The sequence below is a fragment of the Nonomuraea sp. NPDC003707 genome (assembly GCF_053587055.1).
Genome location: NZ_JBSFNK010000035.1, coordinates 61,172 through 83,601, shown reverse-complemented (window position 1 = coordinate 83,601; position 22,430 = coordinate 61,172). Strand labels below are relative to the sequence as shown.

Genomic DNA, 22,430 nt, shown 5'->3' with positions numbered 1-22,430 from the left:
CTCCCTCTCAGCCGTTTCCCCAGCGCGGGTCGAACCCGCTCGTCAGCCGGCGGCGGTTGTGGCGCCACTTCGGCTCCTTGTTCGCTGCCTTGTTCGTGATCGCGCGAAGCCTGCGGATCATCGCGCCGTACGCGCCGCTCATCGCGACCGAGACGGACGCTCCCGGAGGCTCGTCCATGAAGGGCATGAACTTGTCGGGGAAGCCGGGCATGGTGCAGGCGATGCAGATGCCGCCCACGTTCGGGCAGCCGCCGACGCCGTCCATCCAGCCGCGCTTGGTGACGTTGCAGTTGACCACCGGCCCCCAGCAGCCGACGCGCACGAGGCACTTGGGGGAGTTGTAGTCGAGGGCGAAGTCGCCCTGCTCGTAGTAGCCGGCCCGGTCGCAGCCCTCGTGCACGGTCTTGCCGAACAGCCAGGTGGGGCGCAGCATGTCGTCGAGCGGGATCGTCGGCGCCATGCCCGCAGCCTGGTACAGCAGCCAGGTCAGCGTCTCGGTGAAGTTGTCCGGCTGGACGGGACAGCCGGGCACGTTGACGATGGGCAGCCCGCCCGCGGAGCGGAAGTCACGGCCCAGGTAGTCGGCCAGCCCCATGCATCCGGTCGGGTTGCCGGCCATGGCGTGGATGCCGCCGTACGCCGCGCAGGTGCCGATCGCGACCACGGCCCAGGCCTTGGGCGCGAGCCGGTCGATCCACTGGTTGACCGTGATGGGCTGGCCGGTGGCCGGGTCGTTGCCCATGGACGTCCAGTAGCCGTCGCCGTTGATCTTCTCGTTCGGGATGGAACCCTCGACCACGAAGATGAACGGGCCGAGCTCGCCCTCGTGGGCCCGGTGGAACGGGGCCATGAAGGCGTCGCCCGTCTCCGCGGCCAGCACCTTGTTGTGCAGGTGCACCTTGGGCAGTCCCGGTACGAGCCCGAGCAGGACGTCCTCCAGGCTCGGCAGTGTGGCGGCGGTGACCGAGACCGTGTCGCCGTCGCAGCTCATGCCCTCCGAGGTCCACAGGATGTGCACCTCGTCCAGAGCTTTCGGTGTTTGTGTGGCTGTCATGGCCCAAGCCCCCTTCTTGGCCCGCGTAGAGGTTTAGGCCCCCATATCACTTGGTATCCGACCTGCGACTCTACGTAGCGGACATACCGTGATGACGGAGGTTGTAAACCATGACGCAGACCCTGCCGCCCCGTACCGGCACCCATGATGAGCTGCGTCAACGCGTCTCGACCCGGTCTGCGCAGGCCCTCGTGCGGGCCGCCGCGCGGGGAGCGATCGGCTCCATGGCGATGTCCGGATTGCGGCAGTTCACGACGGCGATCGGCCTCGTGGCGAAGGTGCCGCCCGAGGCCGTGCTGGAGCGCACCGTCCCGCGGTTGTTCCACCGGGTCCACCACCGGCGTCGGCCCGCGATGGTAGAGCTGGCGCACTGGGGGTACGGTACGGCCGGAGGGGCGCTGTACGGGGTCGTGGTCGGCGCCTCCCCGTGGCCTCACCGGGACGTGCCGGAAGGCCCTGTCGACTGACCTATGGACCGACCGGGCCGAGCCGGTCCCTGGCGGCGGCGACGGCCACCTGGCCGAGGCTGATGCCGCCGTCGTTGGCTGGCACGCCGGAGTGGGTGAGCACCCGGAATCCGGCCCCGCGCAGCCGGTCGACCGTGCGCCGCAGCAGCAGCACGTTCTGGAAGACGCCGCCGGACAGCGCGACCGTCGTCAGCCCCGTCCCGTCGCGCAGCATCCGGCAGCAGCGCACGATGAGATCGCTCACGCCGTTGTGGAAGCGGGCGGAGATGACCGGCACGCCGACGCCCGCGGCCAGATCCGCCAGGGCGGCCCGTACCAGGTCCGAGCCCGCCACCACCAGCACGCCGCCGTCACGGGAGACGGCCGCCGGGTAGCCGCCGCGCTCGGCGGGGTCGGCGAGCTGCTCCAGCTCGATCGCGGCCTGCCCCTCGTACGTGATGGCGTCGCGCACGCCGAGCAGCGCCGCCACCGCGTCGAACAGCCGGCCCGCGCTGGACGTCAGCGGCGCGGCCGTCCCGCCGCGCCGGGCCAGCGCGCTCACCTGCCCCCACCGCTGCTCGTTGCGCCGGGCCACGGCCGACGTCTCGCCCTCGCCGTCCAGGTACGCGGCGGCCATCCGCCACGGCTGCCTGATCGCCGCGCTGCCGCCCGGCATCGGCACGGGCGCCAGATGCCCGGCCCGCTCGAACGCGACCAGGTCGGCCAGCAGGAACTCGCCGCCCCACAGGGTCCCGTCGAGCCCGTAGCCGAGCCCGTCGAACGCGACACCGATCACCCGGCCGTGCTCGCCGTTGTCGGCCAGGCAGGCGGCGACGTGCGCGTGGTGGTGCTGGACGGCGACCAGCTCCACGTCCGGCAGGCCCAGGGCGTGCTTGGTGGACAGGTACTCCGGGTGCAGGTCGTGGGCCACCACCTCGGGACGCACGTCGAACAGCGCGGCGAAATGCTCAATCCCCTCCACGTACGACCGGAAGGTCTCGTAGTCCTCCAGATCGCCGATGTGCGGGGAGACGAACGCGTGCCGCCCCTTCACCAGGCAGAAGGTGTTCTTCAGCTCGGCGCCGCAGCCGAGGATCCGCCGGGACGCCTCCCAGGCCAGCGTGAACGGGCGCGGGGCGTGGCCGCGCGAGCGCCGCACGGCCATCCCCTTCCCCCGGAAGGGCCGCACCACCGAGTCGTCGGCGCGCAGGTGGATCGGGCGGTCATGCGTGAGGAACGCGTCCGCGATGCCGCCGAGCCGCTCCAGGGCGTCGCGGTCGTCGTACGCGATCGGCTCGTCCGAGCGGTTGCCGCTGGTCAGCACGATCGGGGCGCCCAGGTCGGTGAGCAGCAGGTGATGCAGCGGCGTGTACGGCAGCATCAGCCCGAGCTCGCGGCTCCCCGGCGCGACCGCCCCGGCCACCGCCGCGTCCGGGCGGCGCGGCAGCAGGACGACCGGCCGCGCGCGGTCGGTCAGGAGCGCGGCGCCGGCCTCGTCCACCTCGCACAGCCGCCGGGCCGCGGCCAGGTCGGCGACCATGACCGCGAACGGCTTGTCCTCGCGCTGCTTGCGCCGCCGCAGCTCGGCGGCGGCGTCCTCGTCGGCGGCCGGCACCGACAGGTGGTAGCCGCCGAGCCCCTTCACCGCCAGCACCCCGCCCCGCCGCAGCACCCGCACGGCCCCGGCCAGCGGGTCGCCCGCCGCGCCGACGAGCTCTGCCGACGGCTCGCCCGTCGCACCGACGAGCCTGAGCGCGGGGCCGCAGGCCGGGCAGCAGATGGGCTGCGCGTGGAAGCGCCGGTCGGCCGGATCGTGGTACTCGGCCAGGCAGCCGTCGCACATGGCGAACCCCGCCATCGTGGTCAGGGGCCGGTCGTACGGCATCGCCCGTACGATCGTCAGCCGCGGCCCGCAGTTGACGCAGTTGACGAACGGGTAGCGGTGGCGCCGGTCGGCGGGGTCGGCCAGCTCCGCCAGGCAGTCGGCGCAGGTCGCGATGTCGGGCGACACCAGCGTGCGTGAGGCCCCCGACGGGTCGCTCGCGACGATCCGGAACCGGCCGTCGGCGCGCACCGCACGGGAGGTGACGGTCACCCGCTCGATCGCGGCCAGCGGGGGCGCGTCGCGCTCCAGCCGTACCAGGAACTCCGCGATCTGGCCGTGCCCGCCCTCCAGCTCGACGAAGACGCCGTGCGCGTCGTTGCCCACCCGGCCCGCCAGCCCGAGCCGCGTGGCCAGCCCGTGCACGAACGGCCGGAACCCCACCCCCTGAACGACGCCCTCGACCCGGACCCGCACCCCCATCGGGCCAGTCTGCAACGAGAACGACCCCGACTGAATCACCCCGTCGGCGAGGCGCGGATCGCTCATGCGGGAAGGACGTCGTCGAATTCCACGTAGAGGTGCCGGGGCCCGCGCAGCCCCGGGTTCGGCCGGTACGGCGGCGGGTCGGCGACCAGGCGCGGATTGACCAGCCGCCGCGCGAGCTCGCCCAGCGCGAGCTGCGTCTCCAGCCGCGCCAGCGGGGCCCCGAAGCAGTAGTGGATGCCGCTGCCGAAGCCGAGGTGCTGGTTGTCCTGCCGGTCGGGGTCGAAACGGTCGGGATCGGGGAAACGCGCGGGATCACGGCTGCCGGCGGCGAGCACGAGGCTGATGATGGCGCCTTTCGGGATCGTCGTGCCCGCGATGTCGATGTCGGCCAGCGCGGAGCGGCGCAGGCTGAGCAACTGCACCGGCGGCTCGAAGCGGAGCAGCTCCTCGACCGTGCCGACGACCAGGTCGGGCTCGTGGCGCAGCCGGTCCAGCACGCGGGGGTTGCGCAGCAGGGTGAGCATGCCGTTGGTGACGAGGTTGACGGTGGTCTCGTGGCCGGCGACGAGCAGCGTCGCGGCGGCGCTCAGCAGCTCCTCCAGCCGCAGGTCGATGGCCGGGTCGGTGACGATGGCCGAGAGCAGGTCGTCGCCCGGCCGCCGCCGGTGGGCGTCCATCAGCTCCTTCATGTACGTGCCGAGCTCCGTCCTGACCTCCATGTTCCGCCGCTCCCGCTCGGCGACGGTCCCGGTCGTCGGGTCGATGGTCTCGATGATGGCCTGCGACCACCGGTGGAAGCGGGGCTCGTCCTCGCGGGGCACGCCCAGCAGGTCGCAGATCACCGTGACCGGCAACGGATAGGCGAAGTCCTCGACGATGTCGACCCGGGTCTTCCCGGCGAACCGGTCGATCAGGTCCGTGACGATCCGCATCATCCGGGGTTCCATGCCGTCGACCCGGCCGGGGGAGTGGGGCGGCCCGAAGTGCCGCATCATCATGGAGCGGATCCGGTCGTGGTCCGGCGGGTCGGTCCTGATGAAGGACGACGGCAGCGCCGTCCCCGACTCCTGCTCGGCGGCGATGTCGGGAATGTTGCGGACATCGGAGCTGACGCGCGGGTCATGCAGCAGCGCGACGATCTCCCGGTAGCCGCTGACCGCATAGCTGCCGTCCGCCTGCCGCGCCACCGGGGTCCTGCGGAGCTCGGCGTAGAGCGGGTACGGATCGGCGCGGTTGGCGTAGTCGAGGATCTGCTCGTAGACGCTTGCCCCTGCCACTTCCTCTGCCACGGTGACGGCTCCCTGATGTGCTCGCTCGGTGTGGTTCACTGCCGCCGCTGCAGCGTCACGCGGCGCTCGTCCGGGTTGTGGCCGGTCAGCACCACGGTCGCGCCGTAGGTGGGGGAGATCCGCTGCGGTACGTCGGCCGGCATGACCTGGAGGCCGTCGGGCTGCCCGACCATGCCGGGACCGGGCGGGAACGGCGCGGCCCGCTCGATCTGCGCCTGGTAGAAGTCGAGCCACATCGCCTGGTCGAAGGCGACGGCGGCCGTGATGCGGCCCCGGTTGCCGTAGACGGCGACGAACCGGCGATCGGCGACCGAGCCCTGCGCGATGACGACCTCGTCGGCGAAGGTCGGCACCCCGACGGACTTGATGTTGACGCCGAACTGGGCGGACCAGAAGACCGGCAGGGACACGTGCGGCCAGCGGTCGCTCTCGGCGCTGATCATGTTGTGCGCCGCGACCTGGGCCTGGGTCACCGCGTTGCCCCAGTGTTCGAGGGACAGGAACTGGTACTCGTACACCGGGTGCGGGAAGCGCGCCACGTCGCCGGCGACGAAGACGTTGTCGGTGACCAGGGCGTTGACGTCGAACGCGCGGCAGCCCGCGTCACAGGCGACGCCCCACACCCCGGCGGCCAGCCCCGAGCCCTCCAGCCATTCGACGTTGCGCTCCGCGCCGAGCGCGGCCACCGCCACGTCCACGTCGAGCGTGGTGCCGTCGGACAGGCGGGCGCGGCGCAGGCGACCGTCCCCGTCCCCTTCGAGCGCCTCGACGGTGACCCCGCAGCGCAGGTCCACGCCGTGGTCGCGCTGCATGTCCGCCGCGATCGCCCCGATCGTCCCGCCCAGCGCGCCCGACAGCGGCGCCTTCCCGCGCTCGGTGACGGTGACGTCCAGGCCCAGTTCGCGGCAGACGGAGGCGATCTCCGACCCGGTGAAGCCGGCGCCGATGATCAGCACGCGTCCGGGGCCCGCGGTCAGCCGCTCCCGCAGCTGGGCCGCGTCCTCGTTGGTACGCAGCACGAACACCCCGTCGAGGGCGGCCTCCTTCGCGTTCGGCCAGGGCCGGGCGCGCGCTCCCGTGGCGATCAGCAGGCGGTCGAAGTCCACCTTCCGGCCGTCCGCGAGGTGGACCTGCCTGGCCGCCAGGTCCAGCCCGGTCGCCGCCTGCCCCAGCAGCCATTCGGCCTCGAACTCGGCCCGCCGGGGCAGCGCGGTGTCGTCGGCGGCCACCTGCCCGGTCAGGACCTGCTTGGACAGCGGCGGCCGGTCGTACGGCTCGTACGGCTCCGCGCTGATCAGGGTCAGCGATCCGGCATAGCCCTCCCTGCGCAGGGTCGTCGCCGCCCGCAGCCCGGCCAGCGAGGCGCCCACGATGACGATGCGGCCGACCTCCACGGGCCTCTTCCCGTTCACCGGCCTGGGCGGGGCGGCCTTGGCGGGCCTTCCGAGCGTGTGGACCTGGTCGACCACCAGGGCCTGGACCGGGCAGGCCGCGGCGGCGCGCAGGACGCGGGTGCGCTCCGAGTCGTCCGGGTGGAGCTCGTACATGAGGGCTTCGGAACGGCGCATCGCGAAGACATCCGGCGCGAGGAAGGCGCACTGCCCGTAGCCCTCGCAACGGGTGAGATCAACGACGACTCTCATCTGGTTCGCCCTCTTCGACACGTAGTGTGGCGATTACTGTGAGTAATCATGGGTGGCATACCCATTGCGGTCATAGCCACACCAACCGCCCCGCGGGTCAGCGGGAGGCTGTCAGCGCCAGCACGTCCGCGAGCTGGCGCGGCGTCGGCAGGATGCGCAGGGACTCGTCGATCTCGCGTTCCGCCCACTCGCGGTGCCGCCGCTCGGCCGCCGGGTCCAGCGCGACGCGGGTCTGGACCAGCAGGAAGTTCAGCCGGGTCGCCAGCAGCATCGAGAAGTCGGCCGCCTCCGTGATGCGCCCCGGCCCGCCGTCGCGCACGTAGGTCTCGTACATGGCACGCATGGCGTCGAGGTCCGCGTCCGGGCCGTCGCAGAACCAGTCGAACAGCGCCCTGGCCAGCTCCCGCCCCGGCGCGGCCGGGCCGAGGTTGTCCCAGTCGACGACCACCAGGGCGCCCGCGGGGTCGGCCAGGACGTTCTCCGGGTGCAGGTCGCGGTGGCAGACGATCAGCTCGGCGGGATCGGCCGGCGCGACCGCCGCGCACAGCTCGGGCAACGTGGCCAGCCGCTCGGCCAGCCGCCCGGCCCAGGCCGGGCCCCCTCGCACCCATTCCCGTTCGGCGGGAACCTGGTGGTACCAGGCGGCGGGCGGCCCGCCGTCCGCCTCCGCCGTCGCGGCGGGAGCGCATCGGTGCAGGCGCGCCAGCAGCGTTCCGAGCTCCCGCGGCGTGGCCCGCGCCGCGAGATCGACCGGGCGCAGGTCGATCCAGTCGTAAAGGCGCAGCCACGGCCCGCCGCCGGGCGCGCTGAGCAGGTGGCGGCCCGCGCGGTCGGGGTAGCCGGCCGGCAGCCGCACTCCCGCCTCGGCCGCCCGCCGCGCGAACGCCAGCTCCGCCTCGATCAACGCCGCCGACGGCGGCTCGCCGAAGATCTCCTTCAGCGCGTAGCGCGCCGGGCCCACCTCCAGCCGCCAGATCTGCCCCAGCGCGCCGCGCGGCCCGGCCGACACCACGACGTCGGCATCCCACCCGAACGCCTCGCGCACGTACGCGACCAGCTCCGTGACCACGCTCATCCCTCCGCGGTGAGATCCACGCGTTCGAGTATGAACCGCCACAGCGGCGTTCACTCGACTGTCATCCGCATATGTCATGATCCACGGGTTCTCACGGATCTTGTGACAGGAGAAGGATGACTGCATTAGCGCGCCGCGCGCTCCGCGCCGCTCTCGCGGGCGGCCTGGCCGCGGCCGTGGCGATCTGGCCGGTGGCGGCACCCGCGGAGGCGGCCGTGCCCGCCGCCGTGTCCGCCGCTGTGTCCGCCGCCGTGTCGGTGGACTTCACCAAGCCGGTTCGTACGCTGTCCGCCGGCGACTACGGCGTCGGCATCACCGGGTACGGCGAGGGCTCGTACATCACGAACGACTCCCGGCACCGCGAAAACCTGCGCAACCTCAAAGCGGGCCGGATGCGCATAGAGCTGCACTACCAGGAGCCAGGCGACCACTCCAGCCCGATCGTGTGCGGCGGGTACAAATGCGACACGACCATCACGAGCGACGCCTGGATCGCGGCCATCCGCGACCTGGGCGCCGAGCCGGTCGTCATCCTGCAGGTGGACGGCCGCCAGACCGCCGAGGTGAACCGGGACGACGCGGTCGCCCTCTACCGGCACTTCGCCGCCTCGGGCACGCCGGTGCGCCGCTTCATTCTGGGCAACGAACTCAACTGCACCTGCACCCCAGAAAAGCCGGAAATGTCGGCATCTGAGTACAGCCGGCGCTTCAACCTGATCACCGACGCCCTCGACGCCGTGGACTCCGCGGTCCGCGTCGGCGGCCCCGCCACGGCCTGGAACGACCTGTCGTACATCAGGACGTTCCTGGAGGGCTCACGGGACCGGGTCGACTTCCTCGACTACCACGACTACGGCAACGGCACGGACCCGATCAGCGACGAGGACCTCCTGGGCGCCGCCATCCGCAGCTACGAGACGGACCTGAAGGAGGTCGGCGCGCTGGCCGAGTCCGTGCTCGGCCGCAAGATCGACCTCCAGATCGGCGAGTTCAACTCCGACTTCGACGACCCCGACGGCCACCGTACGCTGACCCACTTCAACACGCTCTGGGGCGCGGCGGCGCTGGGCCAGATCCTGCACGCCGGAGCCGCCGCCTACCAGTACGGCGACAAGAACGGCCAGCTCGGCCTGACCAGCACGAAGGGCGAGGGCGGCATCCCGCGCAGCGAGCCGCTGCCCATCTACCACGGCATCGGCATGTTCACCGGCGAGGGCCTGTTCCGCCCGTTCGGCACGACCATGGTGCAGGCGACGGCCGACACCGACCAGCTGTACGCGTTCGCCTCGGACGGGTCCAAGAACGTCGTCCTGGTCAACGTCGGCGCCCAGCCGCTGGAGACCAGGCTCGCGTTCACCGGCCTGACGGCGGGCACGGCCGCGATCTGGCAGAGCACCTCCGACGCGTGGGCCCCGCACCGCACCGGCACGGCCGCCGTCGCGGGCGGCGCCGCGGCGCTCACGCTCCCCGCGCGCTCGGCCACGACCCTGGTCATCGACCAGCAGGGCCTGTCGGCGACCTACTTCGACAACGCCGACCTGACCGCGCCCAAGCTGACCCGGATCGACCCGGCGGTGGACTTCGACTGGGGCGCGAACGCCCCCGACCCGGCCGTGTCCGCCGACACGTTCAGCGTGCGGTGGACCGGCAAGGTGATCGCCGAGCGCGCCGAGACGTACACGTTCATCACCACGAGCGACGACGGCGTGCGGCTCTGGGTGGACGGCACGCTCCTCGTGGACAACTGGACGGACCACTCCAAGCGCGACGACAGCGGCCAGATCGCGCTGAGCGCCGGGGCGCACGACATCAAGATGGAGTTCTACGACAGCGGCTACGACGCTATCGCCCAGCTCCACTGGTCCAGCCCCACCGTACAGCGGCAGATCATCCCCACGGCGAACCTGCTCGCCGGCTGAGCCCTGAGCCCGCCGGCCGGGAGGCTCAGGTGGCCAGCACCCTGGTGAGAGCCTCCTGGACGGCGGCGCGGACCGTGGCGGGATCGTCGAGGTCGAAGCCGACCACGAGCCCGTCCCTGAGCAGCAGGACGATGTCGGCGGTCCGCTCCGGGTCGGGGTGGCCGTCGGCGGCCAGGAGGTCGCGGTAGAGGTCGCGGACCCAGCGGCGATATTCGCTGATGGCCTGCCGTACGGGGTGGGCGGGGTCGGGATACTCGGCCGCCGTGTTGACGAACGGGCAGCCGCGATAGCTGGTGCCCGCGCCGAACTCGCACATGTAGGCGAACATCTCCAGCAGCTTCTCGCGCGGCGAGGTGGCCCGCAGGGTCGTGACCAGGGTGCGCTGCAGCGAGGTCTGCTGGACCACGTAGGCGCGGACGAGGTCGTCCTTGCCCGGGAAGTGGTGGTAGAAGGTCGCCTTGGCGACGCCCGCCTCGGCGATGATCCGGTCGATCCCGACCGAGTGGACGCCGTCCGTGTAGAACAGGCGCGTCGCGGTCTCGAGGACGCGCTCGCGCGCCGGGCTGGGGCGACGGCCCTCCAACGTTTCTGCGCTCACGAGTTGACGGTACCAGACAGACCTGTCTATTCTCATGCTTAGCGGCAGACAGACAGGTCTGTCTAACGAAGGGCAACGACATGAGCATCTACACCGCCATCGCCACCTCCGCCGGACGCGACGCCCGCGCGGTCTCCTCGGACGGAAAGCTGGACGTCAAGCTGGCCATGCAGAAGGAGCTGGGCGGCGACGGCGAGGGCACCAACCCCGAGCAGCTCTTCGCCGCCGGCTACGCCGCCTGCTTCGCCTCGGCGATGCGGCTGGTGGGCGCGCAGCAGAAGCTCGACGTCTCGGACGCGTCGGTCACGGCCGAGATCGGCCTGTCGCCCAACGGCAAGGGCGGTTTCCAGCTCGAGGCCACGCTCCGGGTCGAGCTGCCCGACTCCATCGCGCCGGAGGCGGCCAGGGAGCTCGTCGAGGCCACCCACCAGGTGTGCCCCTACTCCAACGCCACCCGCGGCAACATCCCCGTCAACCTGGTCATCGAGTAGCGGGGTCGTCGGGGCGGCCGGTGACGGCCTCGATCTCCTCGGCGATCTTCCACAGCGGCGTGCGGCGGGTGGTGAGGACGACCATGACCTCGTCCGCGACGGCCTCGGCCTCGAGGCCGTCCACCCAGGGGCCGAGGGCCTTGGTCACCTCCGAGATCGCCGCCGCGAGCCGCGCGCGTACGTCCCCGTGGCCGGCGGAGCGCAGCCAGCCGCGCAGCACGTGGTTGTGCGCGGCCACCACGGCGGCGGAGGCGACCTCGTGGCGCAGCCGGAACTCCGGCCTTTCGTCCTTCGCGCGGCGGCCGTTCATGTAGCCGACGAAGGCCCGCTGGTAGCGGCTGGTGGCGGCGATCTCCCACTCGCGCAGCGCCGGCACCCGACGCGTCAGCTCGTACCGCTTGACGGCGGTCTCCGGGTCCTCGGCGTACATGTCCAGGACGATCCCGGCGGCGTCCGCGATCACGAGGAGCGGCGAGCGCAGCGGGGAGGCCGACTCCAGGAACTCCGTCACCCGCCCCAGGCACGCGTCGTGGTCGGGGAGGATCGCGTCCTCCTTCGTGCGGAAGTGCCGGAAGAACGTCCGCCTGGCCACTCCGGCGGCCTTGGCGATCTCGTCCACCGTGGTCGCGTCGAACCCGGCCTCGAGCGACATGCTGATGGCCGCGGACATCAACTCCCGGCGCGCGTCTCGCCTCGCGGACATCTGCTCCCTTCCATCCGCCAACGGGGGGCTTCACCGTACACCTGCTCTGGCGTCATGTCACTCAGTGCCTTATCTTAAGTCACTGAGTGCCTGTCCTTGAGTTGGGAGAAGCGTATGAGCCTGGCCGGCCACCTGCACGACGTGGCGGAGGAGTACCCCATGCTCCGCGAGGCGATCAGGGCCCTCGCCGAGGAGAAGATCGCCCCGCAGGCCGCCGCCGCGGACGAGAGCGAGGAGTTCCCCTGGGAGGTCTACAAGGACCTCGTGGCGGCCGACTTCCACGCCGTACACATCCCTGAGCAGTACGGGGGCGCGGGGGCGGACGCGCTGGCCACGGTGATCGTCATCGAGGAGGTGGCGCGGGCGTGCGCCTCGTCCTCGCTCATCCCGGCCGTCAACAAGCTCGGCACGGTCCCGCTCCTGCTGTCGGCGTCGGAGGAGCTCAAGTCCCGCTACCTGTCCTCGGTGGCCAGTGGCGAGGCCATGTTCTCGTACGCGCTGAGCGAGGCGGAGGCGGGCTCGGACGCGGCGTCGATGAAGACCCGGGCGGTCCGGGACGGCGACGACTACGTCCTCAACGGCACCAAGATGTGGATCACCAACGCCGGCGTGTCCGAGTACTACACGGTGATGGCGGTGACGGACCCCTCGGCCGGCGCGCGCGGCATCTCCGCCTTCGTCGTGGAGAAGTCCGACGAGGGCGTCTCCTTCGGCCCCAAGGAGAAGAAGCTCGGCATCAAGGCCTCACCGACTCGCCAGGTGATCCTGGAGGACGTCCGCATCCCGGCCTGGCGCATGATCGGCGAGCCGGGCACCGGCTTCAAGACCGCCCTGGCCACCCTCGACCACACCCGCGTCACCATCGCCGCCCAGGCCCTCGGCATCGCACAGGGCGCCCTCGACTACGCGATCGGCTACGTCAAGGAACGCCGCCAGTTCGGTCGCCCGATCGCCGACTTCCAGGGCCTGCAGTTCATGATCGCCGACATGGCCATGAAGCTGGAGGCGGCCCGGCAGCTCACGTACACGGCCGCGGGCATGTCCGAGACGGCCATGCGCGGGACTCCGGTGAAGGAGCTGACCTTCTTCTCCAGCGCGGCCAAGTGCGCGGCCTCGGACGCCGCCATGGAGATCACCACGGACGCCGTCCAACTGCTCGGGGGGTACGGCTACACGCGGGACTATCCGGTCGAGCGGATGATGCGCGACGCCAAGATCACCCAGATCTACGAGGGCACCAACCAGATCCAGCGCCTGGTGATGGCCCGCCAGCTCCTCAAGTAGGCAGTCAACGTGCGGAACCCGGTTAAGTGATCATGCGCGAAGCCGGGTCGCGCACGTAGGCGGTGCCGCTCGGAAGAGCGGTGTTCCGTCGCTGTTCCGTGGTGGAGCGCTCGACTCACAAGACCGACACCCGGCAAGCACGAGTCTGCGGGTGGTCGCTGACCTTCTCGCCCACCGTGGACAGGGCATGTCCGATCTGGGTCCAGTTGGCGGAAGCTGCCGCTCGGCACGGTGGCATCAGAGACGTCCTTGCTTCTTGGGGTCACGGGGGCAGGGCGTCCGGAGAGGGCTGGACAGGGCTTGTGTGGGCAGCGTCCTGGATATGGGCGGCATCGGCCCCGCCTGGGAGATCGTGTACGACGGCTTCGATCTCGGTCGAGAGGGACTGAGGGAGGCGTTGTGCACGCTCGGCAACGGCAGGTTCGCCACCCGGGGCGCCACCCCGGACGGCGAGTCGCGCACGCCTGGCACGTACGTGGCGGGCTGCTACGACCGCCTCGACTCCGAGGTTGCCGGACGCACCGTGACCAACGAGGACATCGTCAACCTGCCCGACTGGCTGCCGCTGACGTTCGCCACCCCGGGGTGCGAGTGGTTCCGGCCCGAGCGGGCAACAGGGCACAGTCCTGGAGATTCTTCACCGAGGCCCTCTTCAGCGACATCAAGGACGACCGCCACCAACGTCGGCGGACTGCCGGGCCGAACGGTGGGCCCAGCCGGAGGGCGTCGGTCGTTTGCGGGAGCTACGGCCCAACCGCCGTTGAGCGCCTCCACCGGAGCCTGCGTACCCAGCCGAATCGCCTCTATCGGTGCTCGGGGTTGTCGAAGTCGAAGCGGCATCCGGCGTCCCATTCCGAGCGCTGGTTGCCGTGGGCCGGGATGCCGCCGGCGTCCTTGAGCATGCGTGCCAGGTGCAGCAGGTTCCAGGTCATGAAGGTGGTGTTGCGGTTGGTGAAGTCGTTCTCCGGCCCACCCGAGCCCGGGTCGAGGTAGGACGGTCCGGGTCCGGCGGCGCCCACCCAGCCGGCATCGGCCTGCGGCGGGATGGTGTAGCCCAGGTGCTGCAGGCTGTAGAGCACGTTCATGGCGCAGTGCTTGACGCCGTCCTCGTTGCCGGTGATCAGGCAGCCGCCCACCCGCCCGTAGTAGGCGTACTGGCCGGCCCGGTTGAGCAGGCTGGAGCAGGCGTACAGCCGTTCGATGATCTTCTTGGTCACCGAACTGTTGTCGCCCAGCCAGATCGGCCCGGCGATGACCAGGATGTCGGCGGCGAGCACCCGCTGGTAGAGGGCGGGCCACTCGTCGCTCTCCCAGCCGTGCTCGGTCATGTCCGGCCACACACCGGTGGCGATGTCGTGGTCGATCGCCCGCAACTGCTCGACGCTTACACCCTGCGTGTCCATGATGTGCGCGCTGAGATCGATCAGGCCCTGGGTATGGCTGCGCTCGGGGCTCTTCTTGAGGGTGCAGTTGATGAACAGCGCCCGCAGATCGTCATACCGGGCAGGCGCTCCGTTGACTGTCATCACGACGGTTCCCTTCGATGCGGGCCAGGTGCCTCCGTGGGCAGTTTCGGACCGTACCTGCTCTTCGGCCAGCAGGCTCGCCGCACTGCGGCAGCCACGGGACGAGGTGATGGACGGCTGCGCCGTCTGGCTCACCCGATCGCCCACCCGAACCAGTCACCGACGTGCGGGCCACGGCGCACTCGAACCAGCGGGCGGTCTCCAGCACAACGCGAGTGCCGTCGACGTACTCGATCTCGGTAGTGGCTCCGGCGATCGCGTCGGCGTAGAGCCGCCCGATCACCGGCCCAGCTCCCGTAGCGTCGTCGAACCGCTGCCGCCAAGCACCTGATAGCGGTCACGAGCCGCCGTTCATGGCGTGGGGGCCTGGTTCATCGCCGGCGTCGGCGAACCACTCAACAAAGAGGGGTCAGTGGCCAGGTTGATCGTCGCCACGGCGGCGGACCACGGCGACCGGGCACTGAGCGTGGTGCAGCACGCCGTGGCTGACCGAGCCGAGCACCGCTATCCCACGCCCGCGGTTGCCCACCACGAGCAGGTCCGCGTCTTTGGACGCCTCAGTGAGCGCCGCGACCGGATGTACGGAGGTGATATCCGCGATCGCGTCGACCTCAGGGTGTTCGGCCCGCCAAGGGGTGAGCCGATCGTGGACGAAGTCGTACTGGGCTCGTTGCAGCCGGTCCAGGTCGAGCGTGACCGCGTGAATGGGGACGGCGTAGGCGTAGAGGACGTGCAGCGGCACTCCGCGCAGGGACGCTTCGTTGAAGGCGTGGGCCAGGGCAGGCTCTGAGGAGTCGGTCTCGTCCAGACCTACCACGAGCCGCCCATGGTCAGCCGCGATCGAGCGTACGACGACGATCGTGCCGTGGGCGTGGCCCGCCAATCGCAGGCTGACCGAGCCGAGCAACGCGCTGGCGAATCTGCCCCGGCCGCGCGAGCCGACCACCAGTTCGGCGGCCGGCTCCGCCTGCGCCCGCAGCTCGGCCACCGGCGATCCGATCTTCACCTTGGTGGCGACCTCGATGCCGGGCCAGCGGGCCATGACAGCCTGGGCCTTCTTCTCCAGCATGGCCTCGGCGGCCTCCCTGAGGCCCTCCAGCAGACCAGGGATCGGGAAACGCGGAAGTTCGTAGGAGCCGTGTTCGATCACATGTACGAGCTCAAGCCGGAGCCTTTTGCGCGTGGCATCGGCAGCAGCCCAAGCGATGGCGGTGTCGGCGCCCGGCGAGTCGTCAGTCCCCACGACGATGACGTCGTTCATGGTTGCGCCTTTCGCTGGCCGTTGAGGACGTCGTACGGGCCCTCTGCCCGAAGCGTGGCAAAACCACGGCAAAGATCCTCAAGGCTGGCCGTTCACCCGGAGTCGTTCGCCTTCGGTGAGCTGAGGCCAGATCTCCCTTGTGAACAGGAGGTCCAAGGGCCCGCTGAGGTCGGGTCATATGCCCCTGTCGTGAACCGTTGCATCGCCGGAGGCTGAAAAATAGGGGGAGGTGCGTGATGAGGCGCGCGAGTCAGTGGGTGTTGCTTCGAGTGCGCCGGTACTGGCTGGGACGGAATCCGCTGCGTCGTCGCTCCGATCGGCTGGAAGCGGCAGGTGTGGCCGCCACGTTGATTCTGCTGCTGCTCAGCGTCTGGCCGGCCGTCGTCGTGGGGCGGGCGATCTATGAGAGAGGTCTGCAGGCCGAGCGAGCCGGCCAGGGCATCCGCCAGTCAGTGACGGCGACTCTGGCCCGGGATGCGCCGTACACCCTTCCTACCGGAAGTGGCGAGGATGGCGCGGAGCCGGGATCACACGCTCCCGCGCGGTGGATGGCTCCGTCCGGTCACTGGAAGATGGGCGAGGTGGCCGTGCCCGCGGGCACCAGAGCGGGTACGTCCGTAAAGGTATGGATCGACGGTCACGGCGAGTTGACCACTCCTCCGACGAGCCACGCGGAAACACTGACGGGCGCCACGGTCGCGGCCTTCCTGGTCGTCGTGGGATCAGCGGCTACCCTGTCGTTGGCCTTCCGGGCCTTCAGAGGGTTGCTCGACAGAGGGCGGTACGCGGCGTGGGACGCCTCCTGGGCGGAGGCGAGCGCGCGGTGGCGCCGCCGCAAACCTGACGGGTAGCCCGTTACATCTCACACGGCGTACAGCGAGAGTCGAAGATCAGGCTTTGTCCGCCACGGCGATCACGACCAGCGGGCCCTTGGCGTACTGGACTAGGGCATGGCTGACCGATCCGAAGAACGCGCTGACGTACGGCGATCCCGCTCGAGATCGGAGAGAACGACGTGGAAGTCCTCTCCGGAAAACCCAGATCGCCAGCCCTGATGCCCAGATCGGCGGGTGCCTTACCGTCCCTGAGGCGTTCCCGGCCGACCCGGGCTTGGGCCGCGGCGCCAGGGCCATTGGTCCTCAAAGAGAAGGACTTCCGTCCCTAGCGAGACGAACCGGACGGCGGGAAGTTGGTATTAGGCCTGTGAGACGAGCGAGGGAGTCCGACCTGAGAGCCTCGATGGAGGATCAAGGGAAGGGCTGAGAGGTCGGAAAGCCGAAAGACTGACCGGCGACCCCTAGCCACCTGATCCGGACCATACCGGCGAAGGGAGAGCGCCTCACAGGTCTTTGCCGTGTGCAGCCCGGGAACTCTGACCACCGGCTCCATTGAGTAAAGCAACGACCCCCGAACGTGTTCGGTCGGCTCGGACACGTGGCCGTACGACGGCGACCGGGCAGGATGCGTAGTGCAGGACACCGTGGCTGACCGAGCCGAGCATGGCTGAGCGGATCACCCCCCGGCCCCGCGAGCCCACGACGACCAGGTCGGCACGAGCGGAAGTCTCGCACAGCGCCGCGATGGGATTTCCACGGAAGCCCGACTCGGTCACCTCTACGCGGGGTGCCCTCGATGATATGCGGCAGACGTTGGGTGCAATCGTGCCGCCGCGATCTCCTCGACCGATGCCTGCTGTGGAACGAACGCCATCTGCGTCCCGTTCCGGATCCGATCACGAGTCCCGAGCGAGTCATCGCGCTGAACATATGCCGACGAGACCGGCTCGGGGGGTCCCCTATGAGTACTCACATGCGGCTTTAGCTGCGTAGATGGGGTTTACGGCAGACGCATAGGGGTAGGTTGGGCTGGCCCAAGAGCGGCGGAGAATCATGCTGTATGCCCTCGCAGATCTGCGGCATGCTGATTTTCCCCTGGCCGCTGATAATGAGACGTCGCAATCCACGCGGGGGTGGGATGAACGACCTGCTGAATCATGTCCTCACGGCCCACGGTGGCTTGGAGCGCTGGTCGCAGATCGGCGAACTGAGCGTTGATGCGCAATTCCACGGCCCCTTCTGGAAAGTCAGAGGGTTCTCGGATGAGCCTTTTCATGCGAAGCTCACCGCCGAGACGCGTCAGGAGCGGATACGGTTTTCTCCTTGGGCGGCCCCAGGCCAGGATATGATCTTCGATCGTAGTGAGGACCAGGTCTCGCTGGTGGCGGAGGACGGCGGCACCCTGGAGAGCCGGACCGGAATCCGCTCCACTTACGGCGGGTACGACCTGGCATCGCCGTGGGAGTCCCTTCAGGTGGGCTACTTCCTCGGGTACGCCATGTGGAACTACCTGACCACGCCATTCCTCTTCACGTATCCGGGGATGGAGTCGCGCGAGGGAGCGCGGTGGGAGGAGAGCGGTGAGGCGTGGCGGCGACTGCACGTCAAGTACCCCGACAGCATTGCCGCGCACAGTTCGGAGCAGACCTTCTACTTCGCTGAAAACGGTATGCTCCGACGCCTCGACTACAACGTGGATGTGAATGTCGGCGTTGCTGTTGCTCAGTACGTCGGCGAATACAAGGATTTTCACGGAATCATTTTCCCAACTCGACGGCGAGTCCATCGGAGGAATCCGGATAATTCCGCTTCGGAGAATTGGTCGATCGGGATCGAGATTGAAAATGTCACCATGAGCTGAATCACCCGGAAGCGGCGATCCCTGGAATCGTTACCATTCAGATGGCGATCGATTTTTCAACATGGCGTGGGGGCGCGTCGCGTGCTCCTGGAAGGCCTGACATGTCCACGCTTTATGCAGATACTCCCATCCAGTATGTCGAGGTCGAAGGCACGCGCCTCGCGTACCGGGAGTTCGGGGACCGCACCGGCGTGCCGCTCGTCCTGTTCAGTCGTTTCGTCGGCAGCATCGATGACTGGGATCCTGTGGTCATCGAGCGACTCGCCGCCCAACGCCACGTCATCGTCTTCGACAACGCGGGCGTCGGATTCTCCGACGGCAAGGTCGGGGCTGATATCGCGGAGATGGCCGGCACGGCGATTCACCTCATTGAAGAGCTCGGCATCTCCCAGGCGGACCTGCTGGGATTCTCGATGGGCGGCTACATCGCGGAACGCCTGACGCTCACGCGGCCGGACCTCGTGCGCTACCTGATCCTTGTCGGCACGGGCGGAGGCGGCGGCGAAGGAGCGGTGCTCCAGGGCCCCGAGGTCGAGGAGTGGACCAAGATGGCCCGCAGCCCGCAGGAGACGTACGAGGCGATGTGGTTCAGCAGTTCCGAAACCGGCAAGGCCGCCACCGCGAACTACCTGGGGCGCATCTACACGCCTGAGCGACCCGAGCGAGCCAATGTCACCGACGAGGCCGGGGTCGCGCTCCGCAAGGCGGTCAACGACTGGTGGGCGGGCAAGGGCTCGACACTGGGCGAACTGCACAACATCAAGCAGCCCACGCTCATCGTCAACGGCATCCGGGACGCGATGGTCCCGCCGGCGAACGCGTTCCTGATGGCCCAGAAGATCCCCAACGCACAGCTCATCATCTACCCCGACTCGGGCCACGGCTCACTGTTCCAGTACCCGGAAGCCTTCTCGCGGGCGGTGCTCGACTTCATCGCAACCCAGGAGAGCGGCGGCCTTCGCTGACCGCGACCGATCCGCTGGCCGACGGCGCGGCACAGCACGGGCTGCCAGCCATCACAGGCAGGAAGCACGCGACCCTCGTGCCGACCGAGGCCGATTTCGGCCCAGTCACACAAACACCGCCACGGGACACGACGGCAACGCGCCGTAATGCTCGGCCGGCTTGGTCGCGCCCGGGTCGGGCGCGACCATCACGATCCCGTCCCGCGGCTCCTGCACACCGAGTGATCCCGTACCAAGTTCCCGGGCGAGCAACGGCACGGCGGTCAGCATCTCCACTTCGACAGCGCAGATGGCCTCCAGCGCGACCGTGTGCGGATCGACCACGATCAGGCGCCACGTCCTGACCGAAGCAAGCACCTGGAACCGCTCCGCCGTCACCGAGGCCGGCTCGCTGCGGAGTCATCGCGGTCCACCACCCCGCCGGCAGCGGAGTATCAGGCCGGCGTGTCAGTCGAGTGCGTAAACGCGATGAACGAACTCGGCAAGCTTGTTGTCGGGCAGTTCTTTCGCGAGATCGGCCTCGCTGATGATGCCGGCAAGGCGGTGACTTTCGATCACGGGCAGGCGCTTGACGTGGTTCTGCTCCATCTTGAACAGCGCCTCCTCGATGCTGGCATCGGCATCCACCCATACCAGCCCACGAGCCAGCTCCCCGGCGGTGGTCTGGTCGATGTCCCCGCCGTGGGCGCAGCACTGGACCACGATGTCCCGGTCAGTGACGATGCCCTTGAGCCGGTCGTCGTCCCCGCAGATGGGCAGCGCGCCGACGCCGAGATCGCACATCATCTGCGAGGCGACGCGCAAACTCTCGTGTTCGCCGATGCACTGGACCCCCTCGTGCATCACGTCCCGGGCTTTCACTCCGGTTTCGCCTATATCCATCGCTCGCCTCCCCAACAGGGTACGAAGCGCTCTCATTTCCCCCTACCCGTGCTGGTCCGAGCATGGGCAGGCGTGTCGCCGGAAGATGTAAAAATCGTTCGACGAACTCTCTGGGGTGCCTCATGCGTTCACGTGCTCGACCCTCGCATCGGGCCCTGGGAACACCAGGGTGTCGTGCTCTGAGTCGAACCAGTGCACCATGTAGGGCGGCGAGCCGTCCGTGTGCTCCACCTCGGTGATGACGCCGACCCGGCGCGGATCACTCTCGTGACGGCCCTCGATGACCAGCTTGTCTCCAACAACAGCCTTCATCATGCACCTCCGTTGGTCCTCTCCCCTCAAGGGACGCTCTTCCCCCATTCGGCATGCCGACTCCGGCGGCAGGACCCGAGCGTCGGCCGGCGGTCACACGTCAAGGGTGACCGTGCACATCCATTGGTCCCCGCGCTGCTCGAAAGCCAGCCGGTGCAGGGTGACCGCCTTGGGAACCGCCCCGGTCTGCGCCATCGTCTCGACCTCTGCCGTCGCCAGCAGCAGCCCGTCCTCCTCCGGCGTGGCGCGGATGGGCACCTGACCGGTGGTGTCCATCCGGTAGATCACCTCATCGAGCGCGGCGACGAGCCGATCTTCCGGGCGGCCCGGCGCGAGGCGCACGCGCCGCTCGGCGTACGCGACCCCACCTGCCGTGTCCAGGAAGCTGTCGCTCATGGCGAGGACCGCCTCGGCGATGCACTCCATGACCGTCGGCGCCCAGGCCTGGATGCGGGTGTCGGCCGTGTGCGGCAGCGTACGATGCCCGCGGGCCATCTCTCACCCCTTGACCACGCCCAGCGGCACCAGCCTGGCCACCTTGCGGCACAATCCCGCGCACTCGGCGGCGGTCACCACCTCGTCGACGTCCTTGTACGCGGCCGGGGCCTCCTCGGCCAGGCCGCGCCAGGTGGAGCCGCGCACGGCGATGCCGCGGGCCTCCAGCCGATCGCGCAGTTCACGGCCGCTGATGGAGCGCGCCGCCCGGTGGCGGCTCTGGGTACGGCCGGCGCCGTGGCAGGTGGAATGGAACGCCTCGCCGCCGGGGACGCCGACCAGCACGTATGACGCCGTGCCCATGGTCCCGGGAATCAGCACCGGCTGCCCGACGGCCGCCAGGTCGGCGGGCAGATCTGGATGGCCGGGCGGCAGGGCGAGGGTGGCGCCCTTGCGGTGCACGCACAGCAGCCTGCCGTCGTGCTTCTCGATCTTGGCGAGATTGTGCGAGACGTCGTACACCAACTCCAGTTCCGCGCCGGTGACCTCGGCGAACGCGCGCCTCACCGCCTGGCCGAGCAGCTGACGGTTGGCCCGGCCATAGTTGGCGGCAGCGGCCATCGCCCCCAGGTACGCCCGGCCCTGGGGCGAGCCGACCGGCGCGCAGGCGAGCTGCCGATCCGGAACCTCGATGCCATATCGGGGCATGGCCACCTCCATCGCGCGGACGTGGTCGGTGCATATCTGGTGCCCGAGCCCGCGCGATCCGCAGTGGATCATCACGCACACCTGGCCGGCGCGCAGCCCGAAGGCGGCTGCCGCCTTCTCGTCGTAGACCTGGTCGACCGCCTGCACTTCCAGGAAGTGGTTGCCCGAGCCCAGGCTGCCCACCTGACCCTGGCCGCGTTCCATGGCCCGCGTGCTCACGTGAGAGGCATCGGCGTCGGCGACCGCTCCGCGGTCCTCGCAGCGCTCCAGATCGCGGGCGACGCCGTGGCCCTGCTCGACGGCGTAGCGGGCGCCGCCGTACAGGATGTTCTCGAGCCGGGCACGGCCGGGCGACTGCCAGACCGCATCCCTGCTCGGGCCCCGCGGGATCGTGACGTCGAGGAGATCCATCAGCCGGTCGCGGCGCAGCCCTTCACTGTCCACGTCCGCGGCCAGCAGCCGCACCCCACAGGAGATGTCGAACCCGACCCCACCAGGCGAGACGACACCACCCGCTGCCACATCGGTGGCCGCCACGCCGCCGATCGGGAAGCCGTACCCCCAGTGGAGATCGGGCATCCCGTACGAGGCGCCGACGATCTCCGGCAGGGTCGCCACGTTGATCACCTGCTGGAGCGCCTCGTCCTCAGGCAGCAGTGCGCGGGAGGTGAACACGATCCCGGGCACTCGCATGGCCCCATGCCTGTCGACGCGGAATCGATGGGAGGTTTCCTCGACGAGCTCCATCCGGGCTCCTCATGAGGGTCTGGAGACGAAACCTGTCAGACCCGCGGAGCGAGTGACTCCCTCGCCCGCCTCGCGGGCAATGTC

23 protein-coding genes are annotated in these 22,430 nt (G+C 69.7%); 8 read left to right on the top strand and 15 right to left on the bottom strand.

The window, feature by feature from the left end:
- Window positions 1-7: 7 nt before the first annotated feature.
- The gene (locus ACWDRB_RS52980; protein ID WP_449908031.1) at window positions 8-1,054 is read right to left on the bottom strand and encodes an NADH-quinone oxidoreductase subunit B family protein; all 1,047 of its coding nucleotides are present in this window, start codon (window positions 1,052-1,054) and stop codon (window positions 8-10) included.
- A gap of 110 nt (window positions 1,055-1,164) precedes the next feature.
- Between ACWDRB_RS52980 and ACWDRB_RS52975 the strand changes: the two genes are divergently transcribed.
- Window positions 1,165-1,521: a hypothetical protein gene (locus ACWDRB_RS52975; RefSeq protein ID WP_449908029.1), complete on the top strand. Its 357-nt coding sequence runs from the start codon at window positions 1,165-1,167 to the stop codon at window positions 1,519-1,521.
- A gap of 1 nt (window position 1,522) precedes the next feature.
- On the opposite strand, the gene hypF is transcribed toward ACWDRB_RS52975, so the two are convergent.
- The 4 genes from hypF to ACWDRB_RS52955 all read right to left on the bottom strand — a co-directional run bounded on the left by hypF (window position 1,523) and on the right by ACWDRB_RS52955 (window position 7,818).
- Window positions 1,523-3,871 (bottom strand): carbamoyltransferase HypF, encoded by a 2,349-nt coding sequence (gene hypF, locus ACWDRB_RS52970; RefSeq protein WP_449908027.1) that lies wholly within the window; start codon window positions 3,869-3,871, stop codon window positions 1,523-1,525.
- The gene (locus ACWDRB_RS52965) at window positions 3,868-5,100 is read right to left on the bottom strand and encodes a cytochrome P450 (RefSeq protein WP_449908025.1); all 1,233 of its coding nucleotides are present in this window, start codon (window positions 5,098-5,100) and stop codon (window positions 3,868-3,870) included. The genes hypF and ACWDRB_RS52965 overlap by 4 nt, the downstream gene beginning before the upstream one ends.
- Before the next feature lie 35 nt (window positions 5,101-5,135).
- The gene (locus ACWDRB_RS52960; protein WP_449908023.1) at window positions 5,136-6,743 is read right to left on the bottom strand and encodes an FAD-dependent oxidoreductase; all 1,608 of its coding nucleotides are present in this window, start codon (window positions 6,741-6,743) and stop codon (window positions 5,136-5,138) included.
- Window positions 6,744-6,840: 97 nt separating this feature from the next.
- Window positions 6,841-7,818, bottom strand: coding sequence for a phosphotransferase enzyme family protein (locus tag ACWDRB_RS52955; protein WP_449908021.1), 978 nt, complete (start codon window positions 7,816-7,818; stop codon window positions 6,841-6,843).
- 116 nt (window positions 7,819-7,934) lie between these two features.
- Between ACWDRB_RS52955 and ACWDRB_RS52950 the strand changes: the two genes are divergently transcribed.
- On the top strand, window positions 7,935-9,737 hold the full coding sequence (locus ACWDRB_RS52950) for a PA14 domain-containing protein (protein ID WP_449908019.1): 1,803 nt from the start codon (window positions 7,935-7,937) through the stop codon (window positions 9,735-9,737).
- 25 nt (window positions 9,738-9,762) lie between these two features.
- Here the strand turns inward: ACWDRB_RS52950 and ACWDRB_RS52945 are convergent, their stop codons facing one another.
- A complete protein-coding gene (locus ACWDRB_RS52945; protein ID WP_449908017.1) occupies window positions 9,763-10,335 on the bottom strand; it encodes a TetR/AcrR family transcriptional regulator in 573 nt (190 codons plus the stop codon).
- Between the two features lie 80 nt (window positions 10,336-10,415).
- Between ACWDRB_RS52945 and ACWDRB_RS52940 the strand changes: the two genes are divergently transcribed.
- Window positions 10,416-10,826, top strand: a complete 411-nt coding sequence (locus ACWDRB_RS52940) for an organic hydroperoxide resistance protein (RefSeq protein ID WP_192785113.1) — start codon at window positions 10,416-10,418, stop codon at window positions 10,824-10,826.
- Here ACWDRB_RS52940 and ACWDRB_RS52935 read toward each other — a convergent pair.
- On the bottom strand, window positions 10,816-11,529 hold the full coding sequence (locus ACWDRB_RS52935; RefSeq protein ID WP_449908014.1) for a TetR family transcriptional regulator: 714 nt from the start codon (window positions 11,527-11,529) through the stop codon (window positions 10,816-10,818). The two genes, ACWDRB_RS52940 and ACWDRB_RS52935, sit on opposite strands and share 11 nt — an antisense overlap.
- A 114-nt stretch (window positions 11,530-11,643) precedes the next feature.
- Between ACWDRB_RS52935 and ACWDRB_RS52930 the strand changes: the two genes are divergently transcribed.
- Window positions 11,644-12,813: an acyl-CoA dehydrogenase family protein gene (locus ACWDRB_RS52930; protein WP_449908012.1), complete on the top strand. Its 1,170-nt coding sequence runs from the start codon at window positions 11,644-11,646 to the stop codon at window positions 12,811-12,813.
- A 187-nt stretch (window positions 12,814-13,000) separates the two neighbouring features.
- Window positions 13,001-13,711: a hypothetical protein gene (locus ACWDRB_RS52925; RefSeq protein ID WP_449908010.1), complete on the top strand. Its 711-nt coding sequence runs from the start codon at window positions 13,001-13,003 to the stop codon at window positions 13,709-13,711.
- On the opposite strand, the gene ACWDRB_RS52920 is transcribed toward ACWDRB_RS52925, so the two are convergent.
- Both ACWDRB_RS52920 and ACWDRB_RS52915 read right to left on the bottom strand, forming a co-directional pair.
- A complete protein-coding gene (locus ACWDRB_RS52920) occupies window positions 13,617-14,339 on the bottom strand; it encodes a flavodoxin family protein (RefSeq protein ID WP_449908008.1) in 723 nt (240 codons plus the stop codon). The two genes, ACWDRB_RS52925 and ACWDRB_RS52920, sit on opposite strands and share 95 nt — an antisense overlap.
- A gap of 409 nt (window positions 14,340-14,748) precedes the next feature.
- Window positions 14,749-15,600, bottom strand: a complete 852-nt coding sequence (locus tag ACWDRB_RS52915; RefSeq protein WP_449908006.1) for a universal stress protein — start codon at window positions 15,598-15,600, stop codon at window positions 14,749-14,751.
- Between the two features lie 236 nt (window positions 15,601-15,836).
- On the opposite strand from ACWDRB_RS52915, the gene ACWDRB_RS52910 reads away from it, so the two are divergent.
- A complete protein-coding gene (locus ACWDRB_RS52910; protein ID WP_449908004.1) occupies window positions 15,837-16,451 on the top strand; it encodes an Rv1733c family protein in 615 nt (204 codons plus the stop codon).
- A gap of 488 nt (window positions 16,452-16,939) precedes the next feature.
- Here the strand turns inward: ACWDRB_RS52910 and ACWDRB_RS52905 are convergent, their stop codons facing one another.
- Complete coding sequence (locus tag ACWDRB_RS52905; protein WP_449908122.1) at window positions 16,940-17,239, bottom strand: universal stress protein; 300 nt, start codon at window positions 17,237-17,239, stop codon at window positions 16,940-16,942.
- Window positions 17,240-17,574: 335 nt separating this feature from the next.
- On the opposite strand from ACWDRB_RS52905, the gene ACWDRB_RS52900 reads away from it, so the two are divergent.
- Together ACWDRB_RS52900 and ACWDRB_RS52895 are read left to right on the top strand one after the other, a co-directional pair.
- Window positions 17,575-18,297, top strand: a complete 723-nt coding sequence (locus tag ACWDRB_RS52900; RefSeq protein WP_449908002.1) for a hypothetical protein — start codon at window positions 17,575-17,577, stop codon at window positions 18,295-18,297.
- Window positions 18,298-18,338: 41 nt separating this feature from the next.
- Window positions 18,339-19,262: an alpha/beta fold hydrolase gene (locus tag ACWDRB_RS52895; protein WP_449908000.1), complete on the top strand. Its 924-nt coding sequence runs from the start codon at window positions 18,339-18,341 to the stop codon at window positions 19,260-19,262.
- Window positions 19,263-19,367: 105 nt separating this feature from the next.
- Here the strand turns inward: ACWDRB_RS52895 and ACWDRB_RS52890 are convergent, their stop codons facing one another.
- From ACWDRB_RS52890 to ACWDRB_RS52870, 5 genes are all read right to left on the bottom strand, one after another.
- Window positions 19,368-19,640: a hypothetical protein gene (locus ACWDRB_RS52890; RefSeq protein WP_449907998.1), complete on the bottom strand. Its 273-nt coding sequence runs from the start codon at window positions 19,638-19,640 to the stop codon at window positions 19,368-19,370.
- Between the two features lie 69 nt (window positions 19,641-19,709).
- The gene (locus tag ACWDRB_RS52885) at window positions 19,710-20,144 is read right to left on the bottom strand and encodes a CBS domain-containing protein (RefSeq protein ID WP_350737732.1); all 435 of its coding nucleotides are present in this window, start codon (window positions 20,142-20,144) and stop codon (window positions 19,710-19,712) included.
- A gap of 120 nt (window positions 20,145-20,264) precedes the next feature.
- Entirely contained in the window at window positions 20,265-20,459 is a 195-nt protein-coding gene (locus ACWDRB_RS52880; protein WP_449907996.1) for a DUF1918 domain-containing protein, read from the bottom strand.
- A 90-nt stretch (window positions 20,460-20,549) separates the two neighbouring features.
- Window positions 20,550-20,951: an archease gene (locus ACWDRB_RS52875; RefSeq protein ID WP_449907994.1), complete on the bottom strand. Its 402-nt coding sequence runs from the start codon at window positions 20,949-20,951 to the stop codon at window positions 20,550-20,552.
- A gap of 3 nt (window positions 20,952-20,954) precedes the next feature.
- Complete coding sequence (locus tag ACWDRB_RS52870; protein ID WP_449907992.1) at window positions 20,955-22,346, bottom strand: RtcB family protein; 1,392 nt, start codon at window positions 22,344-22,346, stop codon at window positions 20,955-20,957.
- Window positions 22,347-22,430 lie beyond the last annotated feature (84 nt).